Raw genomic sequence first — 19127 nt, forward strand, 5'->3', positions numbered from 1 at the left:
TTCATACTAAAAAAGAAACTTGTTTATTTTAAGATAAATTATGATACAGAAAAATTTTCTTAAGAGTTGACTGTTAAACTTTATTTATAGATTATGAAAAAGTATATCAGCATTTACTTTCCTAAAATTCTTTTATAAAATGATTTCTTCTCTTTTTCTATATATCCATAACCGTAACCATAACCTCTACTGCTATCTGTACTATTTAATACAATAGCCATATTTGGTAATTTTTTTTCCTTATATAAAGTTTCTGGCACAATAAGCATTCTTTTATCTAAATAATTTGCTCTTGTAACGTATAAAAACATATCTGCTAAATCTCCTATTAATAATGTATCAGAAACAAGACTAACAGGTGCTGTATCTACTATTATAAAGTCATACTCATTTTTAGCAATTTCTAATAAATTTTTAACCCTATCATTTAAAAGTAATTCTGATGGATTTGGAGGTATAAGACCTGATGAAATAATATCAAGATTATCTATATCAGAAACATTAAATATAAGTTCTTTTAAAGTTAATTTATCGTCTAAAATATAATTAGTTACTCCTTTTCTGTCTGGTAATTCTAAGTAATCTGTAATTTTAGGAGCTCTTAAATCTAAACCTAATAACAACACTTTTTTATTAGTTAATGCCATTGTTGCTGCTAAATTTAAAGAGACAAAAGATTTACCTTCTCCACTAATAGTAGAAGTAATAAATATAGTTTTACCTTTAGAATTTGCACCTGTTTTAGGTAACATAAAACTTAAGTTTGCTCTTAAAAGTCTAAAAGCCTCAGCTGTACTTGTTCTAGTTTCTTTTTTAACAATAATTTTTTCTAAAGAAACAGAATTTGGAATATCACCTAAATAAGGAATATTCAAATTACTTTCAATATCTTTTCTGTTATGAATTTTAGTATCTAATATAAACTTCAAATAAATTAATAAAAAAGGAATTATTAAACCTACCACCAATGCAATCAAATAAATAATTTTCTTTTTAGGAGAAATAGAACCATCTGAACTATATGCAACATCAATTATCTTAGCATTTGATACTGTAACAGCTAAAGAAATAGCTGTTTCTTCTTTTTTTCGTAACAAATAAGAATATAACTCAGAATAAATAGCTTTTTGCCTTTGAATATCAATCATACCTCTTTCTATTAAAGGTATTTGAGCTACTTTTGTTTGAGCTACTTTAGATTCTTTAAGAGATTTATTAAGCTGAATATTAATTGAAGATTTTAAATTTTCAAGATTTCTATAAACGTTTTCTCTTAAAACTTGTATCCGATTTTGTAATAACACCAAACTTGGATTTTTATCTCCTGCTTTTATACGTAACCTTTGCTGTTCTAGCACTAGCTGATTATATTCATTAATAGCTTTTGAAGTAATCTCATCAGAAAAACCTAAATTTTCAGGAAGTATTTCATAGCTTTTAGTGTGCTTTTTTAAATCATTTTCTGCCCACTCTACTAAAGTTAATTGCGTTTTTAACCGAACTATTACTTCGTCATAACTTGAAATTGATTCAAAAGCAATTTCTGCTTGCTTAGAAAAACCACTTATTCCAAAATCGGTTTTAAAGTCTTTTAATTTGTCTTGAATTACCCCTAACTCAACACTCATATTTTGAAGTCTTTCTTCTATAAATTCTTTGGTTTTCTTAGATATTTCATTCTTATCTATTAAAGCATCGAGATTATACTGTTTTATTAATTCATTTAAAATATCTTCTGCTTTAGACTTGTTAGCGTCCTTTATTTCTAGTTTTAATATACTTGAAAACTCACTAACTGCACTAACTATTATTCTAGAAGCATAACTACTAACTACATTTTTTTTTGGTCTTACTACAACTAAAATATCCTTTTGATCAGTGTCAATGTCTTTATCTAATAAATTCTTAGTAATCTTAAAACTACCTAAATTATCACTAGTAATAATTTCATCAAAATAAGCACTTTTTAATATTTCGCCTTCAGAATCTTTAATAGAAAATCTATTTTTTTCTGTAAAGGAAACTACAAAAGATGTATCAATAATACTATTTATAGTATTATCATTTAAAAAATCAACCTTAATTGCACTGTTTTTATAAGCTTCAATAGCGTTTCTTCCTTGCTCATCAAAGTAACTTATATTAAGTTCTAAAGAATCTACAACTCTACTAACTATTTTTCTAGATTTAATAATAAAAATTTCGTTTTCAGGATTATTTGTAGAGTTATTTCCTACAATACCCAAATCTGAAACAGCCTTTAACTCATCTGAAATACCAGATTTCAAATTGTCTTTTATCATTATATAAGCCGAAGCATTATATAAAGGTGGCGTCTTTTTTATATAGTAATAAGCACAACAAAAAGAAATACATAAAGCCAAAACAAACCATCTCCAATAGTAAACGTATTTATCAAACTCTTCTTTTAAATTAATTTTATCATTATCTTCAAAAATAATCTCTTGATTATTTTTTTGAAACTCTTTCATATTTTATTGTTCTAATTTGGGGTCTTATAGCTTTTTTTTATCAATATTTTAATCAATAATAAAGAAGAATTACTCTCTTTTTTAATTTTTAGATTTTACAAATTAGTGATATTAATTGTAAGTTCTTTTTTATAAAAAAATTTACTAATCATTTTTTAAACTTATCGATTACAATTTCCAAATATATTATTATTATTTTAAAATGAAGAGTTAGAAACACATAGTTTATTTAATAATATATTTGAATTTGCTTTTAAACTTAAAAGTAACTTTTCATCTAAAGAAAATGACAGTCTACTTTTAATAAATAGCAAAAGTTAAAAAGATAATTATGATAAATAAAACTTTAAAGTTTTATTGTTTTAATATTTTAATAAAAATTTGACTTTTTAAAAAACCCAAACCGTAACCTAGAAATTGTACAAAAGAAGTTAATATGCTTAAAAAAGCAACATTTAAATTTTTATTCTGATTTAAAGAATCTAAGAAAATTAGAAGAAAATAAAATCCGTAGAAATATAAAAATTCATGGTATCCAATAAAAGCTAAAAAAAGACTGAAAATAATTCCTAAAATAAACAAACTAGGAAACCAATATGTTGGTTTTGCAGATCCAGGAAAACGTTTATTTAATTTTGGTCTTCCTGCTCCAAAAGCAAATGTCTGATTAAAAAATTGCTGAACACTACTTCTTCTTTTATGATATACAAAAGCTTTTTCTATTAACTGAGTTTCTAAACCGTTTTGCCATAAACGAAAGGTTAAATCGATGTCTTCTCCTATTTTTAAATCTGAAAAGCCGTTTGTTTTAGCAAAAGCTTTTTCCGACAATCCAAAATTAAAACTTCTTGGTTGAAACTTACCAACAGCTTGTTTTTTACCACGAATTCCGCCAGTTGTTAACACAGAAGTCATAGAATAATTAATAGCTTTTTGAAGTGCTGTAAAACTTTTATGTGCCGCATCAGGTCCACCAAAAGCATCTGTAAAATTGTTTGCTAAAGCTTTTTCTACTTCGGATAAATATTGATTAGGCACAATAACATCAGAATCTAAAATGATAAAATAATTTCCTGAAGCTTTTTGCATTCCAAAATTACGGCTTGCTCCTGCTCCACTATTTTTTTTAAAATAATATTTTAAATTAAGCTGATTTTTATATGCTTCAACAATTAAATTACTTTTTTGAGTTGAGCCGTCTTCTATAATTAAAACTTCAAAATCATTAGAAAAATCTTGTTTTGTAATACTTTCTAACAATTCGTCAATTTCATTGGGACGATTATAAACTGGGATTATAATGGAAAATAATAATTTCAATATTTAAGATCTTAGAACAGAAAATAAAATTTTTTTCCCGTTTATTTCAAAATGAACTTCATTGTATTTTTCTTCTTTAAAATTCTCTGCTTCTTCAACAGAAATGTTATAATCGATTTTAGTTACCGATTTTTTTACAGCATTAGAAAAATCTGATTCAATCTTATTTTCATCAGATTCTAATTTTAACGTCTCATTTTGGTTTTTAAAAGTAAGTTTACTTCCTTTTTTACTTTTTAAATTGGTAGCACTTACAATAATTGTTTCCAAAATTAAAAAACCACCTAATTCGTTTACTCTTACATATAAATCTCCATAATCTGATTCTGCAAACTTATTGATACCTACACTTTTAATATTATCTTCAATTTGAATATCTACTTCTGATCGTTCCATCAGATTAAAATTTTCTGATGATCTAAATACTTTGTCAATTTTCTTAAAAAAACCCATGCACAAAAATTAAATTCGTTAGTAAAAATAGGATAAAAAAAATAACTTATTAATTTTTACTCCATATAAAATTCGTTAAATATAATGATCATCAAAAAATAAATTATAAAAAAAATGCAAATCAAAATTGATTTGCATTTTTAAATTATATAAACTTAATTTTAAAATTATTCCTTAATAATCTTATAGGTTCCTTTAGAATCGCCTACTTTTACTTTAACCAAATAAATTCCAGCTTTTAAAGAAGATAAATCTACAGATAAATTTGTAGTATTCGGTTTACTACTATATACTTGTTGCCCCAATAAATTAAAAACATTTATAGCATCTAAAGATTTTAGCGAAGTAATACTTAAATTTTGATTTATAATTGTTGGAAATAAAGAAAGACCTTCTATTTTATTTTCTTTAATACCTAAAGTTGGATCTGCTTGCGTGGTAAAACTTAATTCTGCACACCCTGTTGCACTTCCTCCTGCATTTTTTGGAACAATACTCCAATAATATGTGGTAGAATAATCTACATTAATAATATTTACACTAGTACCTACTAATGAACCTAAAGAAGTTAAACTGCCAGAAGTAGTTCCCCAAAAAATTTCGTATTCAGTTGGCGCATCACCTGTAGAAGGGGCATCCCAAGATAGTGAAACCTCACCATCAGTAAGATAAACATCTGTATTGCCATTAGCAGGTAATAAATTTTCTGCACAACTCGGTGCCGTAGCATTTTGGTTATTTAAAGAAATATCATCAATAAGCCATCCGTCTCCGTAATTTTGCTCTAAAACCCAAGCAATATAAATTGTCTTTCCTTCATAAGCAGATAAATCTATACTTCTTGAATTTGATCCATTAAATACTTCTGTAGCAGTTAACGAACTTAACGAAGTAAACGTACTTATATCTGTTTGAGAAGTTGTTGAAACACGAACACTCATGTTTGAAGGCTCATATACATCTGTGTAAAGAGTTTGCTCATAAAAACTTAATAATGAATTTATTGAAGTAATATTTACCGAAGGACTTACAAGCCAATCTTCAGTAAAATCACCTGCATTTTCATCAAAACAAAGCATATAACCTCCGGTAGAAGCAGACCAATTTTCTGTTGTTCCTAAACCATTTGCACCAATAAAAGTAGTCCAACCTGTTGGTATAACACCATCGACAAAACTTTCTGGAAACTGTGCTCTTACGGAAAAAGTTATAGATAAAAATAGAAGTAGTAAAGTAATTTTTTTCATATGAATATATCTTTAATAATTAGTGAATAAAATTACATTTTTTACAATGATTTATCTAATTACAAAGTAATAAACATTCATTTTAAGAAAATATTTAAATTATCATCAAAAAAAAAAGGACATCATTTACATAATGACATCCTAAAGAACTTTTTTTAAAGATAATACATTTACTCTTTTGTAAATTTCTCCATAACGGGATCACTAACTCCCATATTAGAAAATCCACCATCGTGAAATAAGTTTTGTAAAGTTACTTTCTTCGTTAAATCTGAAAACATTGTAATTGTATAATCTGCACATTCTAATGCTGTTGCATTTCCTAACGGGCTCATTTTTTCTGCATATTCAATAAAACCATCAAAACCTTTAACACCACTTCCGGCAGTTGTTGGTGTTGGAGATTGAGAAATTGTATTTACCCTAACCTTATGATCTCTACCAAAAAAGTAACCAAAACTACGCGCTATACTTTCTAAATATGCCTTATTATCTGCCATATCATTATAATCAGGAAACACTCTTTGTGCTGCCATATATGTTAACGCTACAATAGAACCCCACTCGCTCATCGCTTTTTTATTATATAAAACATTCATTACTTTATGGAATGAAACTGCAGAAATATCCCAACCTTTGGTAGTAAAATCGTAGTTAGAATCTGTATAATGTTTTCCTTTTCTAACATTTATAGACATACCAATTGAATGTAAAACAAAGTCAATTTTGCCGCCTAAAATCTCCATAGATTTTTCTACTAAGTTGTTTAAATCGTCAATAGAAGTTGCATCTGCACCAATAATTTGAGACCCCGTTTTTGCAGCTAACTCATTTAATTCGCCCATTCTTAAAGCAATTGGCGCATTAGTTAACACAAAAGTTGCTCCTTCTTCGTGAGCTCTTTCTGCAACTTTCCAAGCAATTGAATGCTCGTTTAATGCTCCAAAAATAATTCCTCTTTTACCTTTTAATAAATTGTACATATTGTTTTGGCTTTATTAATTATCTTGTTTCTAGTTTTTTAAAAAACTAATTCAACAATTCTTTTGCGTGTGTAATTGCAGATTCAGAAATATCTTTTCCACTTAACATTTCTGCAATTTCTACAACCCTTTCTTCAGTCGTTAACTGCTTTAAATTTGTTGTAGTAACATTATTAATTTCTTCTTTATATACTTTGTAATGATTTATTCCTTTAGCAGCAATTTGTGGTAAATGTGTAATTGCAATTACTTGCATGTGCATACCCATTTGCTGCATAATAGCCGCAATTTTATTAGAAACCTCACCAGAAACTCCAGTATCAATTTCATCAAAAATAATAGTTGGAAGCTGTATGTTTTCTGATAAAACTTTCTTTACGGATAACATAATTCTAGATAATTCTCCACCAGAAGCCACTTTTTTAAGTTCTCCAAAATTACCACCTTTATTCGCAGAAAATAAAAATTCTAATTCATCTTTTCCGTTATAAAAATAATTTTTAGTAGGTATTATTTTGATTGAAAAACGAGCATTTTCCATTCCTAAGTCTGATAATAATTCTTCTAATTCCTTTTTTAATTTAGGAATAACATTTTTTCTAGCATTAGAAATTTTTAAAGCAATTGCATCTAATTTTTCTGATACTTCTGCAATTTCTTTTTTCTTTTTACTGATGGTAGCATCAGCACTTTCTACTTCATTAACTTTTTCTGATAAAGCTTCTAAGATTTGCAACAATTCTTGATTCGTATTTACAGCATGTTTTTTTTGTAAGTTGTAAATTAGTTGCAATCTATCATTGATTTCTTCTGCTTCATTTGAATTAAATTCTACGTTTTCATTGGCATTTTCTAACTCAGCAACAATATCATCAATTTCTATTTTTACGCTTGTAACTCTTTCTGATATTTCTTGATATTCCTTAGAAAAAGAAGCAATTTTCGATAATCTATTTTCTAAAGTATGTAGTAAATCTTGTACACCAATTTCTTCGTTTGAAGAAATTTCTAAAGCTTCAGATAAATTTAATTTTATATCTTCTATATTATTTAACCTCTCTAAACTTTCTTCTAAAGTTTCTTGTTCATCAACCTTTAACTTAGCAACCTCTAACTCGTTAAATAAATGCAAGTTATACTCATATTGTAAATTAATTTCTTTTTGCGTTTTCTCTAGTTTTTCTAATTCTTTATTTAGCTTATTTAACTTTAAGACACCTCTTTTATAAGAACCAACTTTTGCATTATTTTTAGCTAAAGCATCTAAAACTGTAAATTGAAAATTTACATCAGATAATTGCATGGTTTGATGCTGAGAATGCACATCTATCAACTTCGATTTTAATTCATTTAAAACCGTTAAAGTTACTGGTGTATCATTTACAAAAGCTCTTGATTTTCCTGAAGGTAAAATTTCTCGTCTTAAAATAGTAATATCTTCATAATCTAATTCTACTTCTTCAAAAAAATCTTTTAGATCATAATTAGAAACTGCAATTTTAGCTTCTACAATACATTTTCTAGAAGTATCTTTTAATGAAGATAAATCTGCTCTGTTACCTAAAACCAAGCCTAAAGCTCCTAGAAGTATGGATTTTCCTGCACCAGTTTCACCAGTAATAATAGATAAACCAGATGAAAAATCAATAGATAAATGATTGATTAACGCGTAATTATGTATGGATAATTGTGTAAGCAAGTTCTCTAAATTTTAGTGAATAAAATTAGTGAATTAAAGTCAGAAAAAATAAAGAAAAAGTTTATTCAATATTTTTCCATTTAGAATTATTATTCGGAGAAATATTTTTTAAAGAAGTTGTTAAACGTTCGGCATTTTTGGTTCTTGGTCCATCAGAATAAATACTTACAATTTCATCTGCTTTCGCATCAAAAAACATTCTTATTAAGTAATTACCAACGGTTTTATTATAAATATTTCCTACGGATAAAACTGCATCTTCAACAGCTTGTTTTCCAAAATCTTTGTTAGAAGCAAAATTGTCTAACCCTTTTATATGATAATCATACAATGTACTTCTGTAACTTTTTAGTTTAGGTGATAACAAATTATCTATCATTAAAAAACGGTTTTGTTTACCAACTACATTTTGCCAAGAAGACAAACCACTTTGTTGAGCTTGCAACATTACATTTTGTGCTTCTTTTAATTCTGTTTCTCCACCAAATTGAGTAAATGTATCTGCATCAATTCCTATAATTGTGTATACATAAAATACTATTGTAGAAATTAAATTACTGTCAAAAGAATTTTTATTGTAAATTAAAGGATCAAACTCATTGTATTTAAATGTAAAATCGTTGTCTTTTATGTTTAAAACAGGAGTTGCATAACTAGATCCAAAAACAGGTCTTGTAGATTGCACTTGTAAAGTGGCTGTAAACGTATTATTTTGCCTATTTGTAATAATAATTGTCATTGCACAATCTATTCTTTCTTCAGATTTAACAACTCTATTTGTCCATTTAGTTTGATTGATAAACTCTGTTAACGACTTTTGTAAAGTTGTAAAAACTTGTTTATTTGAACCATCAACTTGTTGATCGTTAACAGTTATTAAACAATTTAATTCTTGTGAATTTATATTGAATGTTATCAAAAATAAAGCAAAAAGAAAAACATGTTTACACATAGTGGATTTTTATAATTTTCGTTTTATCGAGCGTAGTATAAATCATACAATAAACCTCTCGACTAATCTAAAGAATACAAGGAATATTTAACGTATACTATTTACAATTTCATTAATAATATCTTTAGCTACTGCTGTTTTAGATTTTAATTCAAATGGTTTTTCATTCAAATTTTTATCAATAATAGTAATTTTATTTGTGTTTGCAGCAAAACCAGCGCCTTTATCTTGTAACGAATTTAAAACAATTGCATCTAAATTCTTACGTTTAATCTTACTTTTTGCGTTTTCAATTTCATTATTAGTTTCTAATGCAAAACCTACCAAAAATTGATGTTTTTTAATAGCGCCTAAAGATGCCAAAATATCCTTTGTAGGTGCTAACTCAATAGTTAACGAAGAATCCTTCTTTTTTATTTTCTGATTTGCAACATTTTTTGGCTTATAATCTGCAACTGCTGCTGCTGATATTGCAATGTCTACATCATTAAAATAATTATGAACTTCAGTATACATTTGATCCGCAGAAATAACATCAATTCTATTTACAAAAGAGTGGTTTATTTGTTGATGTGTTGGACCAGTAATTAAAATAACTTCTGCACCTAAATTTGCTGCTTCTTTTGCAATTGCAAATCCCATTTTTCCTGAAGAATGATTTCCTATAAAACGAACAGGATCTATAGCTTCATAAGTTGGACCTGCAGTAATTAAAACTTTTTTTCCACGAAGTGGTAATTTAGAAAGTATATCATTTTCTATAAAAGATAAAATATCTTCTGGTTCTGCCATTCTACCTTCGCCAACTAAACCACTTGCTAATTCGCCAGAAGTAGCAGGAATTATGATATTACCAAAATCTTGTAATTTATCTAAACTTTCTTTAGTTGATGGATGAATATACATATCTAAATCCATTGCTGGCGCAAAATATATAGGACATTTTGCAGACAAATAAGTTGCTAACAATAAATTGTCGCAAGTTCCATTTGCCATTTTAGACATTGTGTTTGCAGTTGCAGGCGCAATTAAAAAATAATCTGCCCAGAGTCCTATATCTACATGACTATTCCAAATTTCATTTTCGTCTTCTACATCAAAAAAAGTAGAATGGACAGGATTTTTAGAAAGTGTAGAAAGTGTAAGAGGTGTTATAAAATCTTTAGACGCAGGCGTCATAACTACTTTGACATCTGCGCCTAATTTTATAAACAAACGAACTAATGAAGCTGTTTTGTAAGCGGCAATTCCAGCTGTAATGCCTAACAGAATTTTTTTTCCGCTTAGAACAGACATTATTATGTTGTTTCTGGAGTTCTGAAGTATACTTTGTCGTTTAACCATTCTTCAACAGCAAGTGCAGTTGGTTTTGGTAAACGCTCGTAAAATTTAGAAACTTCAATTTGTTCTTTATTTTCAAAAACTTCTTCTAAACTATCATTATAAGTTGCAAATTCATCTAATTTATCAACTAATTCAGTTTTTAAATCAGAATTTATTTGATTGGCTCTTTTAGCAATAATAGATATTGCTTCATAAATATTGTTTGTAGGAGCTTCAATTTTGTTTTTGTTATAAGTTACTGTACTTATAGCAGCTTGTGTATCTTTATAGTCCATAATTTGTTATTTCTCTTTTGAGTTTTCTTTTTCTCTTTCTAATAATTCTTGTTTTGCCTTTAATTTTTCTATTAAAGCTTCTACTCTAACTTGTTCTTTTTGCAAAGTAGATAACATTTCTTTAGATTCTACCATATATGTAGATTCTGGGTAATTTCTTTCTAGTTTTTCAAAAGCTTCAACTGCATCTTTAATACGCTCTAATTTTCTTCTATCAGTACTTCTTAAAACAAAATCATGAGCAGCTTTAAATCTATAATACAAAGCTTCTTCTTTAAACTCTGAGCCTAAATAATCTGATAATAAATTATCAAAAGCCTGAATTGAAGCTTTGTAATTTCTTACATCATAGTCTGCAGTTGTGTAATATGTTTTTGCTATTTCGAAATATTTTTTTTGTAATTTATAACGTATATCTTTATAATGCTTATTTGCTTCTTCTATTTTATCAGAATTTGGATATGTAGTTATAAAACTTTGAAATGCATTTAGTGCTTTATTTGTTTCTGTTGGATCTTTACTAAAAACAGGAGAAGCTAATTTATAACTATAAGCAGACAAAAATGCTGCATCTTCTTTTTTAGAACTTTTTGGATAATTATTAACAAAACGATCAAAATAATAACCTGATTCAATATAATTTTTTTCGTTAAAATTAGATTGAGCTACCATAAATTGAATACGTTCCATTTGAGGTTTACCTCTATACGCTGGTGTTACTTTTTCAAATAATCGCAAAGCTTTACCGTACTTTTTACCTTCGTACATTTTTACGGCCATTTTATATTGGTCTTCAACCGTACCTTTATTAAGCACTTTTTGATATTCTCCACAAGAAAATAACAAAAGGCTTAACACCAATAAACACGCTAAATTTTTAATTTTTTGCATCGGGCAAAATTACTAATTAATTATGGATAATAAAAGAATTTATTTTTAAGTAAAAAATTCTTTTCTTTTGGTTCCTAAATACTGAAGAATGTTCAGTATAAGTGCGCTTAGGATCACTATTTCAACAAAAAATAGAAATGTTTTACATTTCTAAAAATCTATTAAAATTAAAACACTTTTTTACACATTATATTGTGTTCTGCAATATTCTGCAAAAAAGACTTAAAAAACACCCAAAATGATACTAAAAGTTTGTTAAGGTTATTTCATAAAAAAATACAACTTTTAAAAAGTTAGCCTTTAAAAAAGTTGTATTCGTTATTATTATAATAGATTCTAAACCTAAAAGTTAGAAACGTATTTTGCTATTTTAGCTTGTAATTCTGCACTCGCTTTTACCAAAGGTAAACGTACAGTACCTGCACAAATACCTAATTCTTTTAAAACTACTTTAATTCCTGCAGGATTATTTTCTTCGAAAATATAATCAATAATATCCATCATTTTAAAATGGATTTTATAAGCTTCAACATTTTTACCTTCTAATCCTAATTTAATCATTTTAGAAAACTCTTTCGGAAATGCTTGACCAATTACAGAAATTACTCCAGAACCTCCTGCCAAAGCAACACCTAAAGCCAAATCATCATCACCAGAAATAATTAAAAAATCTGCTGGTTTGTCTTTTAATAAAGTATTGTATTGTTGTTGATTATTACCTGCTTCTTTAACAGCCACAATATTGCTAAAATCTTTTGCCAAACGTAAAGTGGTTGCTGGCTCCATATTTCTAGCTGTTCTTCCAGGAACATTATATAAAATTATTGGCTTTTCTGTTGCTTCTGCAATTGCTTTATAATGCTGATAAAATCCTTCTTGAGTTGGCTTACTATAATAAGGAGCAACAGAAAGAATACCATCTATTTGTGATAAATCTCTTGTGCTAACTTCTTTTACAACTGCTAACGTATTATTACCACCAATTCCTAAAACTAAAGGTAAACGCTTGTTATTTGTTTTTACAATAACATCTATAATTTGCTCCTTTTCTTCCCTAGAAATTGTTGCGCTTTCGCCTGTTGTACCATTAATTACTAAATAATCTGTACCATTTTCTATGTTGAAATTTACTAATTTAATTAGCGCATCAAAATCAACCGTTAAATCTTCTTTAAACGGAGTAACCAAAGCAACACCTGTTCCAATAAATTTTTGCATTATTTTTTTAAATTTTTACGAATGTAAAATTACATTATTCAAATTAATTAAAAAGTGAAATACTAATTTCTTATAAAGAATACACAACTTTTTATCTCAAGTTTAATTTTCTAGTTTTTTTAATACTACTAAGTATTTCTTTAATTCTAAGAAAAAACGATCTGTTTTACTAGGCGTTTCTGCTATTTCTATATCATACAATTCTTGATTTACACCAGAAATACCAACTTTAAACTTCGCTTTAGAATTTAAAACTGCACTTTCTATATATAAATTATTTTTATTAAAATAACCTATTAAAAGATCGAAAGGCTCATCTATAAAAATCTTAAAATTAGATTTATAAATGTTTCCTTTCCAGTTAAAATCCTTTTCGGTAAAGGATTTAAAAGAACGATCATCTTTATGAGAGCCAAAACTATATATTTGAGCATTTTTAAGATTTAGTATATTTTCTACTTCTTCTTTTACATTTACCCATTTAGAAATTTCATCGGTAGTAATTATACCAACTGTTTTTATTTGCTCATCGCTAACAACTCTATGAATTTCATTCTCAATCAATTTCTTTTTAAACTGCTTTTTTAAAAAATATCTTCTAAATGGAATCATATATACTAAAGTTGGGCTTTTTTATTTTTTATAAAAATACTATTAATTAGCTTGCAATTCTAACAAAATAAATTGATTTAACTGTTTACCATAAAACTGAAAATTATCGTCAGAGATTAAAAGTAACGATTTATTTCCATTTAACAATTCTGGTCCAAAAGCAATCCCTTCAATATTATCAATAATTTTATCTGTTAATTCACCTTCTACGTCTTCAAAATTAAAAACTAATCTTTTTTTAAGAGGTGTAAATTCTGATGTTTTTAATGCATCAATTTCTAAAATATCAGTAGCAGTTTCATCAACTATAACATCAAAAATTCTAACAATATTTCCGTGACTTCCATAACCACTTTGATAGGTTCTTTCAACTACTAAAAATTGATTTTCTTTATACTCTAACATTGCAGTTACACCATTTAAATTGATATTTCCTTTTGCTGGTTTTGTAATATGTTCTAATTGATATGCAAACTGTTTTGTAGCTTTTTTAGTTGATTTATCAAAATAAGTAATTCTAATTGGTGATGATGTTTTTGTAAAAGTTGGTTCTTCTCCATCTACATTTAACGGCGCTTCCATAGCAACCCAAAAACCTTTATTATCAATACTTTTTGATGAAGCTTCGAAAGCTGCATTATGCTTTATACTTTTTATGTTTAATAAATTTTCAGGTAATTGAATTTCTTCTAAAAATCGTCCATTTATATCAGATTTAAAAACACTTGGCAGTTTATTATTTTTTATAGAACCTTCGCTAGTTAAATAGATTTCATTGGTTGTTTCATCTACAAAAACAGACTCTAGATCTAATGCATTTTTTTGATAAAAGTTATTCGTTGTATCTGCTAAAAGTATTACATCATTAAATTTTACCGATTTTATTTTATCATCAGAAATACTAATATTTGCTGATAAAACTCTTGGATTTCTTTCATCATCAACAACAAAATAATATTGATTATTGACAAAATCTACGCCAGACAAACCACCAATAATTGTATTTTTAAATTGAATAGAATCTGCTAAATCATATTCATCTAAAAAAGTTAATTTGGTTTCTGTTTTCTTTGTACAAGAAAAAATCAACAAAGAAAAAGCAGCTAAAAAGTAAAAGTTTTTCATCATAAAAAAGTAAACAACAAAGATATCTTTTTATTGTTTTTACACCTAAGTATTATACAATTCATCTAAAAATAAAATCATAAAAAACAAAAAAACTATTCTTTAAGAGAGTCTTTAGCAATTATTGCTTTACAAATTAAATATTGTGCTACAATATAAGTGACCATTATACTTACTGAATAAATTTCTTTTGCCTCGTAAAATTTATGAAGCGCAATTAAAGTGTCAGAAAGAATAAAAATAATTGTTCCTAAAAAAAGCCATAAATTTTCGGTACTTTTCTTTTGCATATAATTCAACAAAGAAACGACTCCGAAAGTAGAAATTACAGTTCCATAAACTATTACAGGAATTTTCATTTCGCCTAGATTATCAAGAATCAAATAAAACAGAAAAATCAAAAAAACTACAAAAGGAATACTTGCTAAAATTAATTTTCGAACACTTTCTTTCTTAATAAAACCAGCTGCTATTTTAATATACAAAATATGAGCAACTAAAAATGACGCCAATCCAAAGACAAAAAATTGATCTTTAAAAAGCAGCAAAACATCTCCCCAAAAAGAAAAAAACAACGCAGAAACATACCAAAAATTTGGCTTTTTAACAGCTACTAAATACACAATTACTAAAGACGTAATTATAAAAGGTTTGCTTAAAAAAGCAGTTTTATCATGAAATAATAACCCTAAAATATGTAATATAACAACTGCTAAAAAAGCAATTGAAGCTGTTGTTATTTTGATTTGTTTTGTCATCAATTTATAACTTTCTTCTGTTGTCGTTAGATTGTGTATCAATTAATTTATTGTAAGGATCTACACCAACTTCTCTAGGTTTTTTATCAACAATAATTGTAATTTTATTATTGATTTGTGTAATCTTATGTTTTTGTAAATACAGTTCTTTTTCTTTCTTTTTACCATCAACTTCTTCCTCTGTAAAAACACCAATATCTATATAATCTTGCAACGGAACAGATAAAATTGACTTGCTCATTTTTTCTGATTTATAGCTCAACGTATCTCCCACTTTTTCGCCATAAAACTTCTTCCCTTTTTCATCATTTCTATATTTAGAAACTTCAAATTCAATATCAACTTGATATTTACCGTTTTCTAACTCCGTAGTTTTTGCACCTACAATTCTATTTTTATAAAGCGTTATCGTTTCAAACATATCTTTAATTACATACTGTAAAGAATCTGGCGTTACTTTTCTAATATAATTAACCATTTCTGTAGAAGTTGTGTATGGCGAATCTTGAAATTTTACTTTTTCTACATATTTTTTTAACGCTCCGTTTAAGTTTTCTTCGCCAATATAATCGCTTAAAGCATAAAATACTAAAGACCCTTTTTGATAGTGAATATACCCTTGACCATCGTTATACATTAATGGTTTTTCTCTTTTAGCTTCAAAAGTTCGCTGCATTAAATAACTATCTAAAGCTTCTTTTAAAAATGTACGCATTTTAGGTTTTCCATGTTGATGTTCTAAAACTTTTAAGGAAACATATTCAGATAAACTTTCTGATAACATTGTTGCTCCTAAAACATCTGCTCCAATTACTTGATGCGCCCACCATTGATGCGAAACTTCGTGCACAGTTACTGCAAAAGGATAATCTACACCATTTTCATCTTTTTCATCAACATCCGCAATAAAACCAAAACCTTCAGAAAACGGAATTGTATTTGCAAATGATTGCGCAAAAGTTCCTTTTATTCTTGGAAACTCAATAATTCTTAGTTGTTTATGCTGATAAGGACTAAAGTTTTTAGCGTTGTAAGTTAAGGAAGCTTTCATCCCTTTCATCATTCTGTCTAAATTATAATCGTGTAGTTTGTGATAGTAAATTTCTAAACTAATGCCTTTCCACATTTCTTTTTTAACTTCATATCTTGCTGAATTAAAGGCGTAAAAATTCAACATTTTGCTATCCATTTTATAATGGAAAAATTTACGATCTCCTTCTGTCCATTCTTTTTGTAAATAACCTGGCGCAATTGCAATTTGATCTTTTGATGTAGAAACCGTTGCTTCAAAATCAATCCAATCTGAATCTTTAGAAATATATGTATTTCCTAAAGCTGTAGAATCTGTTGGCGCCGGACGTAAATTATTTTTTGGTAATTTATATTTTTCACGTGTTTTATCGTCTGTTAATTCACCTCTAGAGTTGTACCCTAAAGAAGGAAATAAAGAAGAATTACTAATAAAAGTTCCGTTTTCTAAAATTGGAGATTTTAACTGAAACATGCTATTTTCGTTACTTTTTACATGAATTGTCAATTGTAAAGTATCTCCAGGTTGAATTTTTTTATCAAACTTGTAAATATCAAAATTAAAAACAGTGTCCTCTAAAACTAAATTATTTGGTTTATTAAACTCAAAAGTACTTTCTAATGAATTATGATTTAAAAAAACACTATCAATTGCTTGGTTTGTTTTATTTATCATCGTGTAAATTGCACTTGCTTTATACGTTTTTTTCTTCGGATAAATGTGCATTTCTGCATTTACAGCAGTAATTCTTGGTTGTTTGTAATTTTCGTATTTCTTATAGGTTTTTTCCCATTTTACAGCATCTAATTCTGCCTGTTTAGAAGATGAGTTTTTATTATCAGATTTTGTTTTTTGATAAATTGTAACTCCTAAAGTTAAAAAAGCTACTAAAACAACCATAAAACTAATTTTAATCGGTGTTTTAAAACGCTGTTTTGCTACATAAAATCTCTCTGCAAAAGAATTTGGCAAACCTCTAACCCACATTAACATACTTACAATTAAAAGCAATGTTCCGCCTAAAATCCAATATAATTTATACCATAAATATCTAGACAATGCAGAACCATAACCATTCATATCCGAATAACTATAACCTGGACCTTCGTTGTATTTAAAGATTGATAATTCAATACCTATTAAAGATAAAAACGGAATTCCGATTGCCAATATCAACAAAATAAAAAATCCTAAATATTGATTTTTAACCAACGTTTGAATAAATATTGCCAATAATGCCCAAATTACATAGTTCAAGAATTTTAAACCATATAATTCTTTTAAATAATGACCAATTTCAAAATCATAATATCCTTGATATGCTTGAAACAACATTCCGGAAACCATAATTACTGCCAATAAAACCAATTGCATTTTTAACAAGGCTATCAGTTTAGAAAACAACAACGTCCAATTAGGAATCGGTGTGCTATCTACCAAATGACTTATTTTGGCAGTATTTGCTCTTTGTACTAAAATACCTGCGTATAAAAAAGTACATAAATTAATTATTAATGCACTAAAAATATTTCCACCTCCAAGCATTTGCCAAGTTACTGGAAGCGTTTTTGTACCAAAAATTTCACCAACTGTAAATAACGTACCTACTAATAATAAAATACCAACAACTAGAATACAAATAAATGGCAAACTCGTAAAAATGTATTTAAAATCGAGGTTAGATAATCTCCACATCGTTTTTAAATTCTGACTAAAAGAATAATCGTGCGTTACTTTTGGCAACGTAATTCTTGTAATTCCGCTAAAATTATTTTTGGTTACTCTTTCTGATTTTACTTTTCTAAAAGAAATAGAAATTGCATTCTGATTAAATTTAAAGAATTTATAAACCAAACCAAAAATTAAAGATGAAATCGCCAACCACAATAATCTGTTGTAAATAATTAATTCTTTAATTGGTATCTGTAATTCGTTTTGTTCAAAAATGGTCCAATATTTAGTGTAATAATCTGCAGCAGCAGAACCAAAAGGATCTAAAATTGCTAGTAAACTTGCTTGTTCTGGATCAGAAAAAATACTTGATAATGCTCCTTGTGCAAAAAACAAAATTATAACGGTAATAAAACCTGCTGCAATATTTCTAGAAAAAGTAACAATGGCAAAAACAACAGCGCCAAAAAATAACACATTTGGCAAAATATAAACTAAATATGTTTGCAAATACGTCATGATATTGAAATCGCCAACAATATCAGAATTTGTTCCAGGAAATCTAAAACCAATACTCATACCAAATGCAATTACCAAAACGATTGCAGAAACAACTACAATTCCGCTAAAAAACTTCGCAAATAAATAATTGGCTTTTGTAAACGGATACGAATACAAAATTGTGTGCATTTCGCTTTTAAAATCTCTATAAATAGAAACCCCTATTATTGATGGAAATAGGAAAAATATTAAAATAGTTAACCCATTTAATAACCCAGTTACACCAATTGGCGAGTTTACAATTCTAGAAGAACCAGTTGTTCCTGTAATTCCATCCCAAATACCTGCTGCAGTTGCTGATAAAAGAAGAGAAATTAGAAAAAATATGGATATATAAATATAAAAAATCGGTTTTTGAAACCAGTATTTTAATTCTTGTTTAAAAATTGTTGAAAACATACTAAAAAAGTTTTAAGTGTTTAGTTTTAAGTGATTAGTTTGTTTGAATTTTATAATTAAAATTTGTAGTAAATTTTAACTTGAAACTCATATTTAA

At 27.4% G+C, this 19127-nt stretch carries 15 protein-coding genes; all 15 read right to left on the reverse strand.

The features are described 5' to 3' along the window. Positions 1-113: 113 nt before the first annotated feature. The 15 genes from BLT70_RS10350 to BLT70_RS10420 all read right to left on the reverse strand — a co-directional run bounded on the left by BLT70_RS10350 (position 114) and on the right by BLT70_RS10420 (position 19030). Positions 114-2492 (reverse strand): polysaccharide biosynthesis tyrosine autokinase, encoded by a 2379-nt coding sequence (locus BLT70_RS10350; RefSeq protein WP_091894141.1) that lies wholly within the window; start codon positions 2490-2492, stop codon positions 114-116. A gap of 354 nt (positions 2493-2846) precedes the next feature. After that, on the reverse strand, positions 2847-3812 hold the full coding sequence (locus tag BLT70_RS10355) for a glycosyltransferase family 2 protein (protein WP_091894143.1): 966 nt from the start codon (positions 3810-3812) through the stop codon (positions 2847-2849). Positions 3813-3815: 3 nt separating this feature from the next. Then, entirely contained in the window at positions 3816-4208 is a 393-nt protein-coding gene (locus BLT70_RS10360; RefSeq protein WP_231962681.1) for a hypothetical protein, read from the reverse strand. Between the two features lie 224 nt (positions 4209-4432). After that, positions 4433-5512 (reverse strand): choice-of-anchor J domain-containing protein, encoded by a 1080-nt coding sequence (locus tag BLT70_RS10365; RefSeq protein WP_091894147.1) that lies wholly within the window; start codon positions 5510-5512, stop codon positions 4433-4435. 170 nt (positions 5513-5682) lie between these two features. After that, positions 5683-6495: an enoyl-ACP reductase gene (locus BLT70_RS10370; protein WP_091894149.1), complete on the reverse strand. Its 813-nt coding sequence runs from the start codon at positions 6493-6495 to the stop codon at positions 5683-5685. Between the two features lie 46 nt (positions 6496-6541). Next, on the reverse strand, positions 6542-8194 hold the full coding sequence (gene recN / locus BLT70_RS10375; protein WP_091894151.1) for a DNA repair protein RecN: 1653 nt from the start codon (positions 8192-8194) through the stop codon (positions 6542-6544). 61 nt (positions 8195-8255) lie between these two features. Next, the gene (locus BLT70_RS10380; RefSeq protein WP_091894153.1) at positions 8256-9146 is read right to left on the reverse strand and encodes a DUF4835 family protein; all 891 of its coding nucleotides are present in this window, start codon (positions 9144-9146) and stop codon (positions 8256-8258) included. An 87-nt stretch (positions 9147-9233) separates the two neighbouring features. After that, complete coding sequence (gene coaBC / locus BLT70_RS10385; RefSeq protein WP_091894155.1) at positions 9234-10442, reverse strand: bifunctional phosphopantothenoylcysteine decarboxylase/phosphopantothenate--cysteine ligase CoaBC; 1209 nt, start codon at positions 10440-10442, stop codon at positions 9234-9236. 2 nt (positions 10443-10444) lie between these two features. Beyond that, positions 10445-10765 (reverse strand): DNA-directed RNA polymerase subunit omega, encoded by a 321-nt coding sequence (locus tag BLT70_RS10390; protein WP_091894157.1) that lies wholly within the window; start codon positions 10763-10765, stop codon positions 10445-10447. Positions 10766-10771: 6 nt separating this feature from the next. Continuing rightward, on the reverse strand, positions 10772-11656 hold the full coding sequence (locus BLT70_RS10395) for an outer membrane protein assembly factor BamD (RefSeq protein ID WP_091894159.1): 885 nt from the start codon (positions 11654-11656) through the stop codon (positions 10772-10774). A 342-nt stretch (positions 11657-11998) separates the two neighbouring features. After that, positions 11999-12874 (reverse strand): 4-hydroxy-tetrahydrodipicolinate synthase, encoded by an 876-nt coding sequence (gene dapA, locus BLT70_RS10400; protein WP_091894161.1) that lies wholly within the window; start codon positions 12872-12874, stop codon positions 11999-12001. A gap of 102 nt (positions 12875-12976) precedes the next feature. Then, on the reverse strand, positions 12977-13486 hold the full coding sequence (locus BLT70_RS10405) for a hypothetical protein (RefSeq protein WP_231962683.1): 510 nt from the start codon (positions 13484-13486) through the stop codon (positions 12977-12979). 42 nt (positions 13487-13528) lie between these two features. Continuing rightward, positions 13529-14611 carry an esterase-like activity of phytase family protein gene (locus BLT70_RS10410; protein WP_157691887.1) on the reverse strand — a complete coding sequence of 361 codons (1083 nt, stop codon included), beginning with the start codon at positions 14609-14611 and terminating at the stop codon, positions 13529-13531. A 95-nt stretch (positions 14612-14706) separates the two neighbouring features. After that, the gene (locus BLT70_RS10415; RefSeq protein WP_091894165.1) at positions 14707-15369 is read right to left on the reverse strand and encodes a lysoplasmalogenase; all 663 of its coding nucleotides are present in this window, start codon (positions 15367-15369) and stop codon (positions 14707-14709) included. 4 nt (positions 15370-15373) lie between these two features. Further along, positions 15374-19030, reverse strand: coding sequence for a M1 family aminopeptidase (locus tag BLT70_RS10420; RefSeq protein ID WP_091894167.1), 3657 nt, complete (start codon positions 19028-19030; stop codon positions 15374-15376). Between the last annotated feature and the right edge of the window lie 97 nt (positions 19031-19127).

The organism is Polaribacter sp. KT25b, from assembly GCF_900105145.1.
Classification (GTDB): domain Bacteria; phylum Bacteroidota; class Bacteroidia; order Flavobacteriales; family Flavobacteriaceae; genus Polaribacter.

What these genes read in the sequence shown, in the direction of transcription:
- BLT70_RS10350 (WP_091894141.1), bottom strand. Translation starts at nt 2,492, where the DNA reads ATGAAAGAGTTTCAAAAAAATAATCAAGAGATTATTTTTGAAGATAAT.
- BLT70_RS10360 (WP_231962681.1), bottom strand. Translation starts at nt 4,208, where the DNA reads ATGGAACGATCAGAAGTAGATATTCAAATTGAAGATAATATTAAAAGT.
- BLT70_RS10365 (WP_091894147.1), bottom strand. Translation starts at nt 5,512, where the DNA reads ATGAAAAAAATTACTTTACTACTTCTATTTTTATCTATAACTTTTTCC.
- BLT70_RS10370 (WP_091894149.1), bottom strand. Translation starts at nt 6,495, where the DNA reads ATGTACAATTTATTAAAAGGTAAAAGAGGAATTATTTTTGGAGCATTA.
- BLT70_RS10380 (WP_091894153.1), bottom strand. Translation starts at nt 9,146, where the DNA reads ATGTGTAAACATGTTTTTCTTTTTGCTTTATTTTTGATAACATTCAAT.
- coaBC (WP_091894155.1), bottom strand. Translation starts at nt 10,442, where the DNA reads ATGTCTGTTCTAAGCGGAAAAAAAATTCTGTTAGGCATTACAGCTGGA.
- BLT70_RS10390 (WP_091894157.1), bottom strand. Translation starts at nt 10,765, where the DNA reads ATGGACTATAAAGATACACAAGCTGCTATAAGTACAGTAACTTATAAC.
- BLT70_RS10395 (WP_091894159.1), bottom strand. Translation starts at nt 11,656, where the DNA reads ATGCAAAAAATTAAAAATTTAGCGTGTTTATTGGTGTTAAGCCTTTTG.
- dapA (WP_091894161.1), bottom strand. Translation starts at nt 12,874, where the DNA reads ATGCAAAAATTTATTGGAACAGGTGTTGCTTTGGTTACTCCGTTTAAA.
- BLT70_RS10405 (WP_231962683.1), bottom strand. Translation starts at nt 13,486, where the DNA reads ATGATTCCATTTAGAAGATATTTTTTAAAAAAGCAGTTTAAAAAGAAA.
- BLT70_RS10410 (WP_157691887.1), bottom strand. Translation starts at nt 14,611, where the DNA reads ATGAAAAACTTTTACTTTTTAGCTGCTTTTTCTTTGTTGATTTTTTCT.
- BLT70_RS10415 (WP_091894165.1), bottom strand. Translation starts at nt 15,369, where the DNA reads ATGACAAAACAAATCAAAATAACAACAGCTTCAATTGCTTTTTTAGCA.
- BLT70_RS10420 (WP_091894167.1), bottom strand. Translation starts at nt 19,030, where the DNA reads ATGTTTTCAACAATTTTTAAACAAGAATTAAAATACTGGTTTCAAAAA.